The organism is Bacteroides xylanisolvens, assembly GCF_018289135.1.
In the GTDB taxonomy this organism is placed as follows: Bacteria; Bacteroidota; Bacteroidia; order Bacteroidales; family Bacteroidaceae; genus Bacteroides; species Bacteroides xylanisolvens.
The window spans coordinates 1,320,767-1,337,999 of the sequence record NZ_CP072216.1; the positions used below are offsets into that span (position 1 = coordinate 1,320,767).

Consider the following 17,233-nt stretch of genomic DNA (forward strand, 5'->3'; position numbering starts at 1 on the left):
ATACAGAAATGAAAAAAATCATGAAAAAGTTATTTTTAACGGCTATATGTATCTTGTGCAGTCACTGGCTATTGGCCGGTGAGATATGGATTTCTCCCAAGGGCAGTGACTTCAACAACGGAACTCGTCAATCTCCTAAAGCCACGCTGACTTCTGCCTTGCGACAAGCACGAGAATGGCGCAGGACAGAGGATAACCGTATTCAAGGTGGAATCACGATCTATATGGAAGGTGGAACGTATGCCTTCCATGAACCGGTTTTTATCCGTCCGGAAGATAGCGGAACCAAAGAATCGCCCACAATCATTCGTTCGGTAGGCGATGAAAAGGTGATATTGAGTGGAGGAATCAGCATAAATGGCTGGAAGAAGCAAGGGAAAGTTTGGGTAGCAGATGTACCGGTATTTAATGGACGTCCATTGGATTTCCGCCAGTTGTGGGTGAATGGAAAAAAGGCAGTTCGTGCCCGTGATGTGGAAGATTTCGAAAAGATGAATCGCATTTGCAGTGTGGATGAGAAGAATGAAATTCTTTATGTACCTGTAGTTTCCATTCGCAGACTTATTGATAATAAAGGGAATTTGAAAGCTAAATATGCCGAGATGGTATTACACCAGATGTGGTGTGTTGCCAATCTTCGGATTCGTTCAGTTGAAGTGCAGGGAGACAGCGCAGCAATACGTTTTCATCAACCGGAAAGCCGGATTCAGTTTGAGCATCCCTGGCCGCGTCCGATGGTGACGACGGACGGACATAATTCTGCTTTCTATCTGACAAATGCCCGCGAATTGCAGGATGTACCCGGAGAATGGTATCATGATATAGATGCCCGTAAAGTATATTATTATCCACGGGAAGGAGAGAAGATGCAGGAGGCGGAAGTGATCGTGCCTGCTGTTGAGACATTAGTACGGGTGGAAGGAACCTTGGATCGTCCTGTGCGTCATATTCGTTTTGAGAAAATTACTTTTTCCTATACTACATGGATGCGTCCGTCAGAAAAAGGACATGTACCTCTTCAGGCAGGTATGTATCTGACAGATGGTTACCGGATTGATCCGAAAATGCAACGGAACTACTTGAATCATCCGTTGGATAACCAAGGATGGTTGGGACGTCCCGCAGCTGCTGTTCGTGTGGTTGCTGCAAGGCAGATTGATTTCGAACGTTGCCGGTTCGAGCATTTAGGATCAACCGGATTGGATTATGAAGAAGCGGTGCAAGGCGGTGTTGTTCGTGGCTGTCTCTTCCACGATATTGCCGGAAATGGTCTGTTAGTCGGTAGTTTTTCTCCGGCTGCCCATGAAACGCATTTGCCATACGACCCTGCTGATCGTCGGGAAGTATGCACACAGCAACAAATCAATAATTGCTATTTCACGGAAATAGGCAATGAAGATTGGGGATGCCTTGCCATTGCTGCGGGATATGTGGAGGATATCAATATCGAGCATAATGAAATCAGCGAAGTGCCTTATAGTGGCATCAGTCTTGGTTGGGGATGGACGCAAACTGTGAATTGTATGCGTAATAACAGAGTACATGCCAATCTGATTCATCATTATGCGAAACACATGTATGATGTGGCAGGTATTTACACACTCGGTTCGCAGCCGAAAAGTTATGTAACGGAGAATTGCGTGCATAGTATTTATAAGCCGGGGTATGTACACGATCCTAATCACTGGTTCTATCTTTATACGGATGAAGGTTCTTCCTTTATTACTGTACGTGATAATTGGACAGAAGGAGAGAAGTATCTGCAAAATGCCAATGGCCCGGGAAATGTATGGGAAAACAATGGCCCGAAGGTGGATAGTGTTATTCGTGAACGTGCGGGACTGGAAGCAGGATATAAGGATTTACTAAATATCCAGTAGGTATTGACAAGTCATTTAACTGTAATACGTGATTCGTTCCACAGATATGGAACTAAAGGAAAACAATTGTAGAACTAAAGGGAAACAGATGTGGAACTAAACGTCAACCACTGTGGAACGAATTATTTCTTACGATTCAGTTTGTTAGTAATAGAAAGAAAAATGAAAAAGAAATATATGATATTGCTTAGTGCCTTGTCTTTGGCAAGCAGCACATTTGCCCAGACCTGGATATGGTATCCGGGAGACTACGAAATCTGGCTGGGAAATCAAATGAATAACCGTCGTACGGAACGAGGTGCATTTTTCCCTCCTTTTTGGAAAACGGACAGTCATTATGTTGTCGTAGAATTCAGCAAACAACTGAATCTTTCCGAGCCGGAAGAAATCTTTATTGCTGCCGAAGGAAAGTACAACGTCAAACTGGATGGAAAGCTCCAGTTCGGTATGCCGGAAACCATGTTGCTTCCGGCCGGAAAACATAATCTGAACATTAAAGTCTGGAATCAGGCAACTCCTCCCACTATTTATGTGAAGGGAAAAACAGTGAATTCAGACTCTTCCTGGCGTGTAACTTACGAAGATAAAGAATGGATTGACGAGAGCGGAAAAGCGAGTGACACATCTGCCACTATCTATATGGATGCCGGATGCTGGAACTTTGACGGAGCTACCCAACGTCCTTCCCAATTCAGTCTGATGCGTGAACCGCAGCAACCTGTTACGAAGACAGAACAGCCCGAAGGAGGTATCCTTTATGATTTTGGAAAAGAAACATTCGGATTTATCACATTGAAGAATCTTTCCGGAAAAGGAAAAATAGAAATTTATTATGGTGAAAGCCCGGAAGAAGCAAAAGATAAAGCATATTGCGAAACATTGAACAAACTCTTGCTCGAACCGGGACAAGTGACCGACCTTGCTATCCGCAGCACTTCTCCTTTGAGTAATTCTGAAAACGAATATACATTGGAGAACAGCAAAGCCTTCCGTTATGTCTATGTAACTCACGAGCCGGGTGTACAGATTGGAGAAGTCTCCATGCAATATGAATATCTTCCTGAAGAATACCGCGGAAATTTTCGTTGCAATGATGAAGAACTGAATCGTATTTGGGAAGTTGGTGCATACACCATGCATCTCACTACCCGCGAATTCTTCATTGACGGTATCAAACGTGACCGTTGGGTATGGAGTGGCGATGCCATCCAAAGTTATTTGATGAATTATTATCTTTTCTTTGATAACGAATCCGTCAAACGTACAATCTGGTTACTTCGTGGCAAGGACCCTGTGACCAGCCACAGTAATACAATCATGGACTATACTTTCTACTGGTTCCTTAGCGTATATGACTATTATATGTATAGTGGCGACCGCCATTTTGTCAACCAACTGTATCCACGTATGCAAACAATGATGGATTACGTGTTGGGACGTACCAATAAGAATGGCATGGTAGAAGGTATGACCGGTGACTGGGTATTTGTGGACTGGGCAGACGGCTATCTGGATAAGAAAGGTGAACTCTCTTTTGAACAAATCTTATTTTGCAGAAGTCTGGAAACGATGGCTTTGTGTGCAGAATTGGTTGGAGATGCCAATGGCAAACAGAAATACGAGAAACTGGCTGCTGCTTTGAAAGCAAAGTTAGAACCTGCCTTCTGGAATAACGAGAAACAGGCATTTGTACATAACTGCGTCAACGGTCAGCAAAGTGATGCGGTCACCCGTTATGCGAATATGTTTTCTGTCTTCTTTCAATATTTGAATGAAGATAAGCAACAAGCCATCAAACAGTCTGTTTTGCTAAATGACAGTATTCTGAAAATAACAACTCCCTATATGCGTTTTTACGAACTGGAAGCACTTTGTGCTCTTGGCGAACAGGATGCTGTAATGAAAGAAATGAAAGCCTATTGGGGAGGAATGTTAAAGGAAGGTGCTACCTCCTTCTGGGAAAAATATAACCCGGAAGAAACCGGAACGCAACATCTTGCCATGTATGGCCGTCCTTATGGAAAGAGTTTGTGCCATGCCTGGGGAGCGAGTCCTATCTACCTGTTGGGCAAATATTATCTGGGAGTGAAACCTGTAAAAGAAGGATATAAAGAGTTTGCTATTGCTCCTGTGTTGGGAGGATTGAAATGGATGGAAGGCACTGTCCCCACTCCAAATGGCAATATCCATGTCTATATGAACAGCAAAACGATGAAAGTGAAAGCAACAGAAGGGAAAGGCTATCTGACCATCAAAAGCCGTCGTCCACCTAAAGCAAATATCGGAACACCGGAGAAAGTGTCGGAAGGAGTATGGCGCCTCTGGATCGATTCACCCGAAGAAAGAATTGTTACCTATCATTTATAATACATTGTTAATTAGTTAGTGGAGTAGTCCTTGATTAACGGTTCCTCATTTCAAAAGAGGAATTGTTAATCGGGGACTTTTTTCGTAAATACCTCTAGGTTTTCTAAGGAATTTGCTACATTTGCTTTTCATAAAGAGAGAAACATTTAGTTCTTTTGGAAACAAGTAAACAAAATCCGAAGAATGAAAAACAAGATTGACCAATATACTGATACAGATGATGAGAAACTCTTCGCCTTGATTGAACAAGGTGATGAAGGAGCTTTCACCCAAGCCTATGAAAGGTATCATAAACTATTATATGTATTAGCCTATCGTTATTTAATGAGTTCTGATATGGCAGAAGATGTAGTGCAACATGTCTTTAGCCGTTTGTGGGAATTTCGTTCAGAACTACGTGTGGGAATCAGCCTAAAGAACTATCTCTTTACGATGACAAAAAATCATGTCTTGAACTTGATTCGTAATGAAAACAGCGCGATTGCAAAGAACTATGAGATGGCACAAGCCGCTTCGCCTTACGAAGATAATCTGATAGAAAAACTGGAGAAAAAAGAGTTGATGTCCAGTTTTTATAAAGCAGTGGATATGCTTCCTGCGCAAAAACGGGATATTTGCTTGATGAAAGTACAAGAGGAACTGACAAATCAGGAAATTGCGGAACGGATGAATCTATCCGTAAATACTATCAAGACGCATTATTCGGAAGCGTTGAAACTTCTCCGTATCCATCTAAGTAAGATGTTAATAATTGTTGCATTCACCACACTAATGACCTTTCTGAGTGTCCATTTAATAAAGTGATAAAAATGAATAGACCTACTGATAAACAAATAGAAGAAGTCCTGGCAGGAATTGCCAGCCCGGAAGATGCAAAATATGTGGCAGAGTGGTTTGCCACGGAAGAGGGTAGCGACTATCTTGAAGCTGCTATGACACAGGATTCCGAACTGATAAAAAATGAGTTTGCAGACTTGTATGTAGACCATGATATTCCTTCAAAGAAAATATTAGAACAGATACGGAAGAACATTCGTATCAAGAAGTTGAAGCGTATCTGTTTCCGAGTTGCAGCCGTATTGATACCTGTTGTCTTAATTGTCGGACTTTATATGCAACTGAATTCAAAAGTCGACCTGTTCGGCACTTCCGAATACGAAGAAGTAGTGGTGGATAAAGGCGAACGCATACAAATCATGTTTCAGGACGGAACAAAAGTATATATCAATTCTGATTCGAAACTAAGATACCCGAAGAAGTTTGCTTTGAACACCCGGGAAGTTTATCTTGAAGGAGAAGCCTATTTCGTAGTAGCCAAAAATAAGAACCGTCCTTTTATAGTCAATTTAAGTGGACCGGCAATTCATGTATTGGGAACTTCTTTCAATGTACAGGATTACCCGGAGAATAAGGATATAGTAGTATGTCTGGATGAAGGAAATATTAATCTTACCCTTCCTACGGAAAAGAAATACCCGGTGCAACCCGGCGAAAGATTAGTGTACAACAAAGATAACCAGCAGTGTACTATTTCCAAAATGAACGATATGCAACGCCTGTCGATGTGGAAACAGAATGTGATAGTATTTAAAGATACCCCGTTGCCGGAAGTCATTAAAATATTGAACCGCTGGTATAATGTAGAGTTTAAAGTTGAAGATGAAAACGTTTTGAAGTATGTCTATACATTGACTTCGGACAATACATTATTAGAGAAAGTATTAATGGATTTAGAGAAAATCGCTCCGGTGAAGTTTGAATATAATGAAGATAAGAAAGAAGTGATAGTAAAAATGAAATAATATAATCATTAGAAATAAATGGGGTATATGAATAAAGAAGTAGATTTATCCGTATCTTGTTATGGAAAAGTAAAAGACAGGAAATATGATATTGTGATATTGCCGTGGGGAGCTACCGAACCTCATAATCTGCATTTGCCATATATGACAGATTGTATTCTTTCCCATGATGTAGCAGTTGATGCTGCATTGATGGCTAAACAGAAATATGGCGTAAACTGTATGGTTATGCCGCCTATCGGCATGGGTTCACAAAATCCGGGACAACGGGAACTTCCCTTCTGTATCCATACGCGTTATGAAACACAGAAAGCAATACTGACCGATATTGTTTCTTCCCTTTATGTTCAAGGTATCCGAAAATTGATTATTATCAACGGGCATGGCGGCAATACTTTTAAAAGTATGATTCGTGATTTGTCGGTAGACTATCCTGACTTCCTGATAGCATCGAGTGAATGGTACACCGTGTTAAAGGTAAAGGACTATTTTGAAAATCCGGGTGACCATGCAGATGAAGTCGAGACGTCCGTAATGATGCACTATCACCCCGAACTGGTCAATCTTGAAGAAGCAGGGAATGGAGAATATAAAACTTTTGCCGTACAATCTTTGAATGAAAAAGTAGCATGGATTCCCAGGAACTGGGGGAAAGTATCTAAAGATACCGGTGTTGGCGACCCGCGTGGAGCTTCTGCGGAAAAAGGAAAGAAGTTTGCGGAAGCAGTCGCAGAGAAATATGTAAAGCTCTTTGACGAATTGGTGAATCAGGAACTTTACTAAATTACAAAAAATATAGTGACGCTATCCTTGCGTGATAGTGACGGTATCCGGTAAGTATGGTGTCACTATGTGGACCGGATAGTGACGGTATCCCAAAAGACTGTTTCTAGCGAATTGCCAAGAACACGAATCTATTGTTATAAGTCCTTCTGAAAATAAAATCCGGAAGGACTTTTCTTTTTATATCCCATTTTCCTACAAATAAAAACTAAACCATATCTTGCTGAAAACTAATATATTATCATACGAAAAATTATTGGAAATAAAAAAACTTCAGAAAAAAACGTTTTTTCCCTCACCCGCTTCTTAATCTCGTGTGTCCACTAAATACAAAGAGATTAAGAACCTATTTATAACTTTAAACAAACTAAGTATGAAGAACAGAGTATTGCTTGTATTGTTATTGAGCTTTGCTGTAAGTCTTGCGGCGTCGGCTCAGAAAATAACAATGAATCTTCAACAAGTCAAGTTGGAGAAAGTCTTTTCGCTCATTACTAAACAGACAGGACTTACGGTAGCGTATAGCCGTACAATTGTCAATCCCGAACGGATTGTTTCTGTCCAGGCAAAAGACAAAGACCTTTCTAAAGTATTGGATGATTTATTCGCGGGTACAAATGTAGCTTATGAAATTGGAGAGAAGAAAATATATTTGAAAGCAAAAGAAGCTCCCGCAGCATCACAAGGGAGCCAAAAAACAAAGAAAATAACGGGAACCGTGACGGATATCAAAGGCGAACCGATAATTGGTGCCAGTGTATTGGTGAAAGGAGCGGGGACGGGTACTGTGACAGATGTAGATGGTAACTTTACATTGGATGCTCCGGCAGACGCTCTTCTGGCTGTCAGTTATATCGGTTATAAAACACAGGAAGTAAAGGTTGGGAATAAGAACTCATATTCTATCCAATTGCAGGACGACACCGAAGTACTGGATGAAGTCGTAGTAGTTGGTTACGGCGTGCAGAAGAAATCAAGTCTGACAGGTGCCGTTGCTTCCATCTCTTCCCAAGAAATCAGCAAACAGGTATCATCTAATGTTGCTTCAACCTTACAAGGACGTACGCCGGGGGTAGACATCGTGCAGCAAGCTGGTGTTGCAGGTGCAGATGTAAATATCGTGATTCGTGGTGCCGCTTCTTTTGGTGCTACCGAACCTCTGTATGTCATTGATGGAGCATTCAGTAATGCCGGATTAAGCTCATTGAATCCCAATGATATTGAATCTATCGAAGTACTGAAAGACGGTGCGGCAGCCGCTATCTATGGTTCACGTGCCGCCAATGGTGTCGTTTTGATTACTACCAAGAAAGGAAAGTCCGGCAAGCCCGTTATCCAGATAGACGGTTCGTTCGCATTCCAGAAAACGACTAATATTCCGGAGTTCCTCAATGCGTCGGAATGGAGAGAATTTGCCAATATGGTGGCAGATAACAGTGGCTTGCCTCATGCACCGGAGAATGACAATCCCACCAATCCGAACCTGAATACCGATTGGTCAAAAGAATGGATACAGTTTGCTCCGGTATGGAATCTGAATGCCAGTATCGCAGGGGGTGGGGATAACTCTACTTTCAGCACAAGCCTTGGTTATCTTGACCAAACCGGTATGACGATTTATTCGGATTATAAACGTTATAATTTCCGCCTGAATACCTCTTATAAAAAAGGACGTTTCTCATTTTCTGAAACCCTCGGACTGACGCATAAGGATAAAACTCCTACAACAGCTTTCAACATAGCTTTACCAACGTTACCTATTTATGATGAACAAGGACGGTTTACCTCTGGTGGCCCTGATTATTACATCACCCCCGAAGATGGCAAAGCGCAGAATAAGATAGCCCCGTTACATTATACAGATCAGTTTAATAAAGTGACGGATTTAATCGGCTCTTTGAACGCCCAACTGGATATTTGGGGCGGCTTAAAATACAAATTATCGTTAAGTGGAAATTATAGCAATAAGCATAATTACACCCATACCCCCGAGTACTATACAAAGTGGAACTCGGATGGAACTCCCGATAAAGATTACGGCAACACACGCAACAGTGTATCGGAAACAAGAGGTGAAGAGTTCACTTATACGATTGATAACTTGCTGACTTACAATAAGACATTCAACCGTCACTCAATAGACGCTTTATTAGGAACAAGCTGGATGAGAGAATACTATCGTTACATGACCAACTCTACCATTAACGATTTGGGAGGAACGGATATTACCGGATTCCAAAATGAAGATGGTAAGATTTCGGCAGGCGACAGTAATGCAGCATTGCTCTCTTTCTTCGCCCGTGTGAACTACGATTATGATAATAAATATCTGCTATCCTTGAGTATCCGCCGGGATGAATCTTCCAAATTCCATAAAGACAATAGAGTAGGTTACTTCCCCTCTGTCTCCGCCGGATGGAATGTGCACCAGGAAAAATGGTTCCAAAATCCTGTAATGAGCAAATTGAAGATCAGAGCTAGCTACGGTGAGTTGGGTGCCAACTTCCTCAATCCTTATAATTTTGATGCGATAGCTTATGGGCCTATTCCTTACACTGTAGGCGGTGAACGTTATGTGACAGGACGCGCAGCCTATCTGAAATCGAAAGATTTGAAATGGGAAACTGCCAAAACCACAGATATTGGTATCGAACTGGGTTTCTTCAATAACGATTTGACTTTGTCACTAGACTATTTCGTGAAGAAGAACGTAGATTTGTTGGCACAGATTGACTTGAACCTGTCTTCCGGACAAATCTTTGAAATCAACAGTTCACGTGAAAAACCATACGTCAATACAGCTTCCGTAAAAAACACAGGATGGGAGTTTATGATGAATTACAGGAAACAATTGACGAAAGACTTCCATATAGATGCAACATTCAATATCGCAACGTTGAAGAATAAAGTATTATCATTGGGAGAAAACGTGCAGCCGATTACTTCCGGAGCAATGTCCAGCTACTTTAACGATGCTCCCTCTATTACCATGCCGGGAGAAGCTATCGGTTCATTCTATGGCTATAAGATTGACGGTTTTGATGCAGAAGGAAATTTCATATTTGCGGATATGGACAAGAATGGAGTAGTCAATGCAAATGATAAAGTTATTCTGGGCAGCCCTATCCCTGACTTCACATACGGTTTGAACATCAACATGGAATACAAAGACTTTGATTTGACTCTCTTCTTCCAGGGAGTGCAGGGAAATGATATATTCAATCAGAAAAAGTACACCTATTATTTTGATTATTCCAATAATGTGGTCAAAGAGGCTATGAATGGATGGACGAAAACAAATAGAAATACAGGAATCCCTATTATGAAAACCCAAAACACTAGTGGCGGAAACTCCCTGCCGAGTGAATTTTATATTGAAGATGGTTCCTATTTACGTCTGAAGAATCTTCAGCTTGGTTATTCGTTACCTAAAAAGTGGTTGGAAGCAATCCGGTTTAATAAACTGCGTGTTTATGCAGGCGTACAAAATCTGTTTACGTTGACCAAATACTCCGGTTATGACCCGGAAGTCAGTTCAAATGTATTGTTCTCACGTGGCATTGACATCAGTTCATATCCTAATGCCCGGACATTCACTTTTGGTTTTAACGCTTCATTCTGATAACTAAAAATATGATTAATATGAAAAACTATAAGAAAGTATATGCCGCATTTATCTTGGCGGGCGGCTTAATATTACACGGATGCAACGGTATCTTTGATGATCTGGCAATTAATCCGAACCAGCCGAGTATGGGAGCTTATTTCACCAGTCCGTCCGCTGTAAATGACGCAGTGATGACCATGTACGGATATATGTCTACGCAACGCTGCCTGGGAGCTTCCGGCTCTAAGACAACGATAATCCGCTCTGACGAGGCATCGTCCAATTCGGATTATGGCAAACCGGGCATGTTTGGTGCCGACTTGAATGCCAGTTATTACACTATCGAGCAACCTTATACATTGATGTACACCACTGCTTCTCAAGCATCCTACATCATCGAAACCGCCCCGTCTGTCGATTTCAGCGGCAATGAGGAACTGCGGAACGCATACATGGGTGAAGCCTATTTCTGGAGGGCATTTGCGCATTATTACCTATTGATTAATTTCCGGAATATATCTCCCATCAGACAGATGCCACGCAATGGCGATGACTATGTCCGTCCTTTGGAAAAACCTGCTGCCGTATGGGATTTTATTCAAGAAGACCTGGCACACGCGAAAGAATTGTTGCCCGTGAAGGGATATTGGGACAGCAAGAATGCCGGTCGTGTGACAAAAGCTTCTGCAGCCGCCTTATTGGGAAAAGCTTACCTATACCGTAGTGGAATCGAGCAATATTATGGTGAAGACAAGACTACATTTTACAGTGAAGCTGCCAAAGAATTTGGTGATGTTATAGACGGAAAGTACGGAACTTATGACCTGACTAAAAATTATGCCGATAATTTTGATGTCGCTCATGAAAATAACGAAGAATCAATTCTTGAATTTCAATTCTTAGGCGATGTCGATAATGCAGGATTCAATCCGGGGCTTGCCACTTCCGGTTTGGCGTTCGATTCACGTGGACTGATGTTGCCGGGAGCGGGAGTAGGTTATGAAGGCGTAGTACATAACTGGCTTTATAACGCATTTGTGAATTCGGTAGACAAGGACGGTTATACGGATATCCGAATGTTCTCCACAATGATATTCAATGATTTGGATGCGAGCATTCATTTGAGAAATGATGCAGGCGGCAATCCGGTACGTCTGGAAGGTCCCGGTGGTTATAAATGGGAAGAACTTTATCCTGCAAAGAATGGAAAAGAAGGATTTGCTACCGTGTCCAATCCTTTGGCACATTCATTCAAAGCAGGTATCAGAAAAGGGATTGATTGTTCCATGCCTACACAAACGGAAGCAGACGGGACTCCTAAACTGGTCGGTGTAGGTGCGGGCGTCAAGGAGTATGTATATAATCAACCCCGTGCCCATGGGGTGAACTGGCGGTATATCCGCTATGCCGATGTGTTGATGATGTATGCAGAATCCGTTGTCAGCGGTGGCACACCAGCATCAAATATGACTCCCTTGCAGGCGGTAAATAAAGTACGCGGACGTGCCAACATGAGCGAACTCCCTTCCGTAACCATGGCTGATATTCAGAATGAAAGAATCCTGGAATTTGCTTTGGAAGGGCATCGTTTCTATGATTTGCTCCGTTGGGGCAAGCTAGCCAGCCGTTTTACAGAGTTGCAGGAATCCGATCCTAACTTCAAGAAGTTCATATCGGCAGATGACTTTAAAGGATTCGTCACCAATAAGCACGAATGGTTGCCGATTCCTATCAATGAAGTGAATTCTAACCCTTATATCACAGAAAATAATCCGGGATATTAACTAAGAAAGAATTAGCATGATAAATTTGAAAAATATTGCGGTACTACTGTTCAGTTTGGTAGTACCGGGGCTCGCTATTGCCCAAACAGAAGTACTTTACAATGGCATACACTTGCCTGAACAATGGCCACCCCGCTATACGGAGCCACAAAAAGCACAAGATATGCCGATACCCTATCTTGAACAAAAGCCGGGAGTAATTCCTGTAAATGTAGGACGGCAACTATTTGTTGATTCTTTTCTGATTGCAGAAACTAATTTGAATAGAGTGATTCATACTCCCCGGTTTTACGAAGGGAATCCGGTACTCGGACCTGACAAGGAATGGGAAAAGACAACCGAAGGCGGACTCTACGCTGCACCCTTCAGTGATGGGATCTGGTATGACGAAAAAGACCGGAAGTTCAAAATGTGGTACTTGGCAGGTGCCGGCGTTCTTCACAAAGGAGACAATCAGACCTTTTATACCGGATATGCCGAATCGGAAGACGGCAAGCACTGGACAAAACCTGTACTGGATATTTGGAACCAAACCAATATTGTAGATACCTGCAATCGTGACGCAGCTACTATTTGGTTGGACAAACAGGAGAAAGATCCGTCCAAACGGTACAAGATGTTCAATGTCGAACGCCGTCCCACGGATCGCAGGTGGCAATTTATTTTAAAATACTCGTCAGACGGGATTCATTGGGGAGAGGGAGTCGCCCAGTCTGGTGATTTATACGATCGTTCATCAGCATTCTACAATCCGTTTCGTGATGTGTGGGCATTGAGTATGCGTTACGGGACAACAGTTTCTTCCCGCTCACGCAGTTATTTGGAAAATAAAGACCCGGAAATGGCAGTAAGTTTCGCACATCGTATCCGAAAAGGAGTACCTGATAAGAATATGGTCTACTGGTTTACTCCGAGCGATAAAGAGCCGCGTCATCCGGAGTTTCCGGAAGTAGAACCGGGTATTTACAATTTTGATGCCATTGCTTATGAAAGCATTATGTTAGGATTGTACAGTGTCTGGCAGGGACCGGAAAATGGAGTTTGTGCCAAACTGGGTATTCAGAAAAAGAATGAAATCTTTCTAGGGTATAGCCGTGACGGCTTCCATTTCTATCGTCCTTCTTTCAAGCCTTTCATGGCTGTGAATGAGACGGAAGGAGCATGGAACTGGGGAAATATGCAGTCCATCAACGGAGTGCCTTTGGTAGTAGGAGATTCACTTTATTTCTATTCCAGCGGACGTCAAAGAAACAAGATTATGTGGGATAGCTATACATCTACCGGACTGGCTACTTTACGCAGAGATGGTTTTGTCTCCATGCATGGAGATAAGGACGGCTATCTGCTGACGGAGAAGATTCGTTTTGACGGCAAACATCTTTTTATCAATGCAGATGTAAAAGGTAGCTTGACCGTAGAAATTCTGGATGAAAATGGAAAGCCATTAGAAGGATTCACGCGGAAAGACTGTGTACCGATGAAGAAAATGAATAAAACAAAATTGTTGGTTACATGGAAGAAACACCAGGATATAGCATCGCTCATCGGGAAGACTGTCCGACTGAAGTTCTACCTGAATAACGCTGATATATATGCATTTTGGATTTCTCCGTGGCAAACGGGCGAAAGCCGTGGATATACAAGCGGAGGTGGACCGGGACTGTCAACCTGTGGCATAGATGTTCCTGCAAACAAATAAAAGATAAATGACTATGAAACGTTTATTTTATACATTACTATTTTTCCTTCCTTGTATGCTGATAGCTTGCGGTGGCAGTGATGATACTCCAGATGGAGATAATAATCCCCCGGTAGTGGTTCCGCCTGACGAAGAGCCGGTAGATTCACGGCTATTGTACAATGGCATTCGTCTGCCCGAACAGTGGCCGCCAGTACGTTCATCTTCGTCTGAATTGGAAAAAGGAATGTCACCTTTTTATCTGTCGGATAAACCTTCTGTTATTAATATTTCGGTAGGACGCCAGTTATTTGTAGACAATTTCCTGATAGAATCCACTAATCTAAAACGTACGTTCTATTATCCTGAATATTATTCAGGCAATCCGATACTGACACCAGAACAGGATTGGGAGAAAACCGGGACAAAAGGTGCGGCATTTGCCGCTCCTTTCAGCGACGGGGTATGGTATGACGAAAAGGAAGGAAAATACAAAATGTGGTACATGGCAGGTGGTGGCTCCTATGCAACTAGCGGAGCAGGAGTGACTTGTTATGCGGAATCAACGGACGGTATTCACTGGACAAAACCCATTCTTTCCGTTGTAGCCGGAACAAATATCGTTGACTATAACTCAGAACGTGACGCGTCTGTTGTTTGGCTGGATAAACAGGAAAGTAATGCTTCGAAAAGATACAAGATGTTTTTAGTTGCCCGTGAATCCGGGAAATGGAGATACCATTACAAGACTTCCCCGGACGGCAAAGTCTGGCGTGCCGCAGTTCAATCGGAACCGATTGCCGACCGTTCAACGGTATATAAAAATCCTTTCAGAAACGTTTGGGTATATAGCATGCGGCATAATGTCCGGGTAGATGCGAATAAGCTGGTACGTGCGAGGGATTATAATGAAAACGCCGACCCGGAAGCCGGAACAAAGAAAGCGGAAGCATTATTGAGTGCATTCTGGTTCGGTCCGTGGGCTAATGAACAACGCCATACAGACTATCCGAATATAGCACCTGCGATATATAATCAGGATGCCACGCCTTATGAAAGCATTATGCTGGGATTCTTCTCCGTTTGGCAAGGGCCGGAAAATGATGTTTGTGCTTCGGACAATGTAATCAAGAGAAATCAAGTCATGGTAGGATATAGCCGTGACGGTTACAGTTGGTTCCGTGAAGATATGAATCCTTTCCATGCCGTAAATACGACCACCTCGGACGCATGGAATCAAGGTAACCTGCAATCCGTAGCCGGAGCACCGTTAATTGTCGGTGACAAACTCTATTTCTATCTGAGCGGTCGTCGTTTGAGAGGTACGCAGGAGATTACCACTACCGGACTGGCTACACTTCGTCGCGACGGGTTTGCTTCCATGAAAGGAACGGGCGAACTGCAAACGCCCTTATTGAAATTTGACGGTTCGTACTTCTTTGTCAATGCCAATGTCACGGGAGAAATGAAAGTGGAACTTTTAGATTCCAATAATAAAGTAATCGAAGGATTCTCAAAAGATGAGTGCAAAGCCTTTAAAGGGGATAATGTAAAAGCGAAGATAGAATGGACAGGCAACGCTTCATTAGCCTCTTTGAAGAACAAACAACTGAAAGTGAAATTCTATATTGATAACGGTGAAATATTTGCTTTTTGGATTTCTCCTTCTGCGAATGGGGAGAGTATGGGATATACCGCTGGCGGAGGTCCCGGGTTGAATATTTCCGGAATAGATAAAACCAATTAAAAAATGAATACTATGAACAGATTAGCTTATTTATTATCATTGATTTGTATTCTTGCATTTTCTTCTTGCGAAGAGGATAAGGTATATTATCACACTGCGGCAAAGGCAGACTTCACCATTAGTGAGAATATGTACGAACTGGGACAGACCGCTGTTTTTAAAGATGCTTCCATACCCGATGAAGGAAGCCGGATAGTAGCATGGTTATGGGAGTTTGGCGATGCAAAAAAATCCGTCTCGACGGAACAGAATCCAACTTTCGTTTATCCGTCGGACGGTACATTTACCATTAAACTGACGGTGACTGATGATAACGGTTTGAACGCCACAGCTAAGAAGGACCTTACCATCTTAGACCCGGCTAAAGCAATCAATGTAATGTGGCAGAAAGAAATGGGCGGACCTATTGAAAGTACAGTCTCACCTGCATTGTCGGCTGATGGTAAAACGGTTTATATGATTACCGACCAGACTTCCACAGGAGCATTTGACGTGAAACTTTATGCTTATGATACGGAAAATGGGACACAAAAATGGGCATTTGACGTAACCGCCAATATGAATGAACTGAATCCGGGCGGTGGGGCAAGCATGGTATATGCAAGTCCGGCAGTAGGAACGAATGGAGATGTGTATATTGTGGTTCGTGATTTGAAGCCAGCTACTGCTGAACACCCCCGTGCTTTGTTTTTATTTGCTGTAGGAAATAATGGTAGCAGAAAATGGGCATACAAAGCTGCCGATTCTAATTTATATGCTGTCACTCCGGCTATTGACGCATCCGGTAATATTTACTTCGGACATAGAGGAAAGAAAATAATCGTATTAAGTCCTGCCGGTGATGTAGTCAAAGAAATAGCTTTAGATGTAGAAGTGTTGTCCGGTATGTCTCTGTCCAAAGACGGAACTGTCTATTTCGGCTCTTCCAAGAATACGGGATATTTCGGTTATGATTTTGCTACCGGTACTCAAAAGTTTGTCTATCAGAAAGATTTGGGTGGTACAGCATTGAAAGGAAATTCTTATACGATAGGAGCGGATGGAACCATTTATACCATAGCCGAACTGACATCAGGTGGCGCTATCATAGCTCTGAATCCTGACGGAACGGAAAAATGGGTGTACAAGACTCCGGGAGCCATTGTCAACGGTGGTGTTGTGATTGGTACGGATGGAACGCTTTATGCCAACGGTGGAAATGCTGTTGCCGGTGAAGCTTCGGCAGGTGTTTTCGCTTTGAATTCGGACGGTTCTTTAAAATGGCATTATGCTACAACGGAGGACGTTAACAACTGCGTACCAATCATCGATAACAGAGGATATATCCATATCATCTCGAACAAAGCCGTCTATTATATAGTGAAACAAGACGGTAGTTTACTTGCATCCGCAGAGTTAGGCGTTAAATGTACTTCCAGTCCGGTAATGGATTCAAGAGGATATTTATATGTCGGCATTGAAGCTGTTGCAGGTGCATCTGATATGGTATGTATCTCATCTGGAGCTACTTCCTATGCGAACTCTGGATGGCCGATGAAAGGCCAGAATCCGCAACGGACAGGTTTGCAAAAGTAAGTAGTTTAAA

Annotated in this window: 10 protein-coding genes; all 10 read left to right on the top strand. The window is 42.5% G+C overall.

The window, feature by feature from the left end:
• The first annotated feature begins 20 nt into the window (after positions 1-20).
• The 10 genes from INE92_RS05515 (at position 21) to INE92_RS05560 (ending at position 17,223) form a co-directional block, all read left to right on the top strand.
• Positions 21-1,880, top strand: coding sequence for a right-handed parallel beta-helix repeat-containing protein (locus INE92_RS05515; protein ID WP_229096939.1), 1,860 nt, complete (start codon positions 21-23; stop codon positions 1,878-1,880).
• 162 nt (positions 1,881-2,042) lie between these two features.
• Positions 2,043-4,247 carry an alpha-L-rhamnosidase-related protein gene (locus INE92_RS05520; RefSeq protein ID WP_195436309.1) on the top strand — a complete coding sequence of 735 codons (2,205 nt, stop codon included), beginning with the start codon at positions 2,043-2,045 and terminating at the stop codon, positions 4,245-4,247.
• Between the two features lie 183 nt (positions 4,248-4,430).
• On the top strand, positions 4,431-5,051 hold the full coding sequence (locus tag INE92_RS05525; RefSeq protein WP_004296070.1) for an RNA polymerase sigma factor: 621 nt from the start codon (positions 4,431-4,433) through the stop codon (positions 5,049-5,051).
• Between the two features lie 5 nt (positions 5,052-5,056).
• A complete protein-coding gene (locus tag INE92_RS05530) occupies positions 5,057-6,049 on the top strand; it encodes a FecR family protein (protein ID WP_008640446.1) in 993 nt (330 codons plus the stop codon).
• 27 nt (positions 6,050-6,076) lie between these two features.
• The gene (locus INE92_RS05535) at positions 6,077-6,832 is read left to right on the top strand and encodes a creatininase family protein (RefSeq protein WP_195436308.1); all 756 of its coding nucleotides are present in this window, start codon (positions 6,077-6,079) and stop codon (positions 6,830-6,832) included.
• 373 nt (positions 6,833-7,205) lie between these two features.
• Positions 7,206-10,454, top strand: a complete 3,249-nt coding sequence (locus INE92_RS05540; protein WP_195436307.1) for a TonB-dependent receptor — start codon at positions 7,206-7,208, stop codon at positions 10,452-10,454.
• 20 nt (positions 10,455-10,474) lie between these two features.
• The gene (locus tag INE92_RS05545; RefSeq protein ID WP_008640433.1) at positions 10,475-12,223 is read left to right on the top strand and encodes a RagB/SusD family nutrient uptake outer membrane protein; all 1,749 of its coding nucleotides are present in this window, start codon (positions 10,475-10,477) and stop codon (positions 12,221-12,223) included.
• Between the two features lie 16 nt (positions 12,224-12,239).
• On the top strand, positions 12,240-13,922 hold the full coding sequence (locus tag INE92_RS05550) for a hypothetical protein (RefSeq protein ID WP_195436306.1): 1,683 nt from the start codon (positions 12,240-12,242) through the stop codon (positions 13,920-13,922).
• 13 nt (positions 13,923-13,935) lie between these two features.
• Complete coding sequence (locus INE92_RS05555) at positions 13,936-15,648, top strand: glycoside hydrolase family protein (protein WP_195436305.1); 1,713 nt, start codon at positions 13,936-13,938, stop codon at positions 15,646-15,648.
• A 3-nt stretch (positions 15,649-15,651) separates the two neighbouring features.
• Positions 15,652-17,223, top strand: coding sequence for an outer membrane protein assembly factor BamB family protein (locus INE92_RS05560; protein ID WP_373259899.1), 1,572 nt, complete (start codon positions 15,652-15,654; stop codon positions 17,221-17,223).
• Positions 17,224-17,233 lie beyond the last annotated feature (10 nt).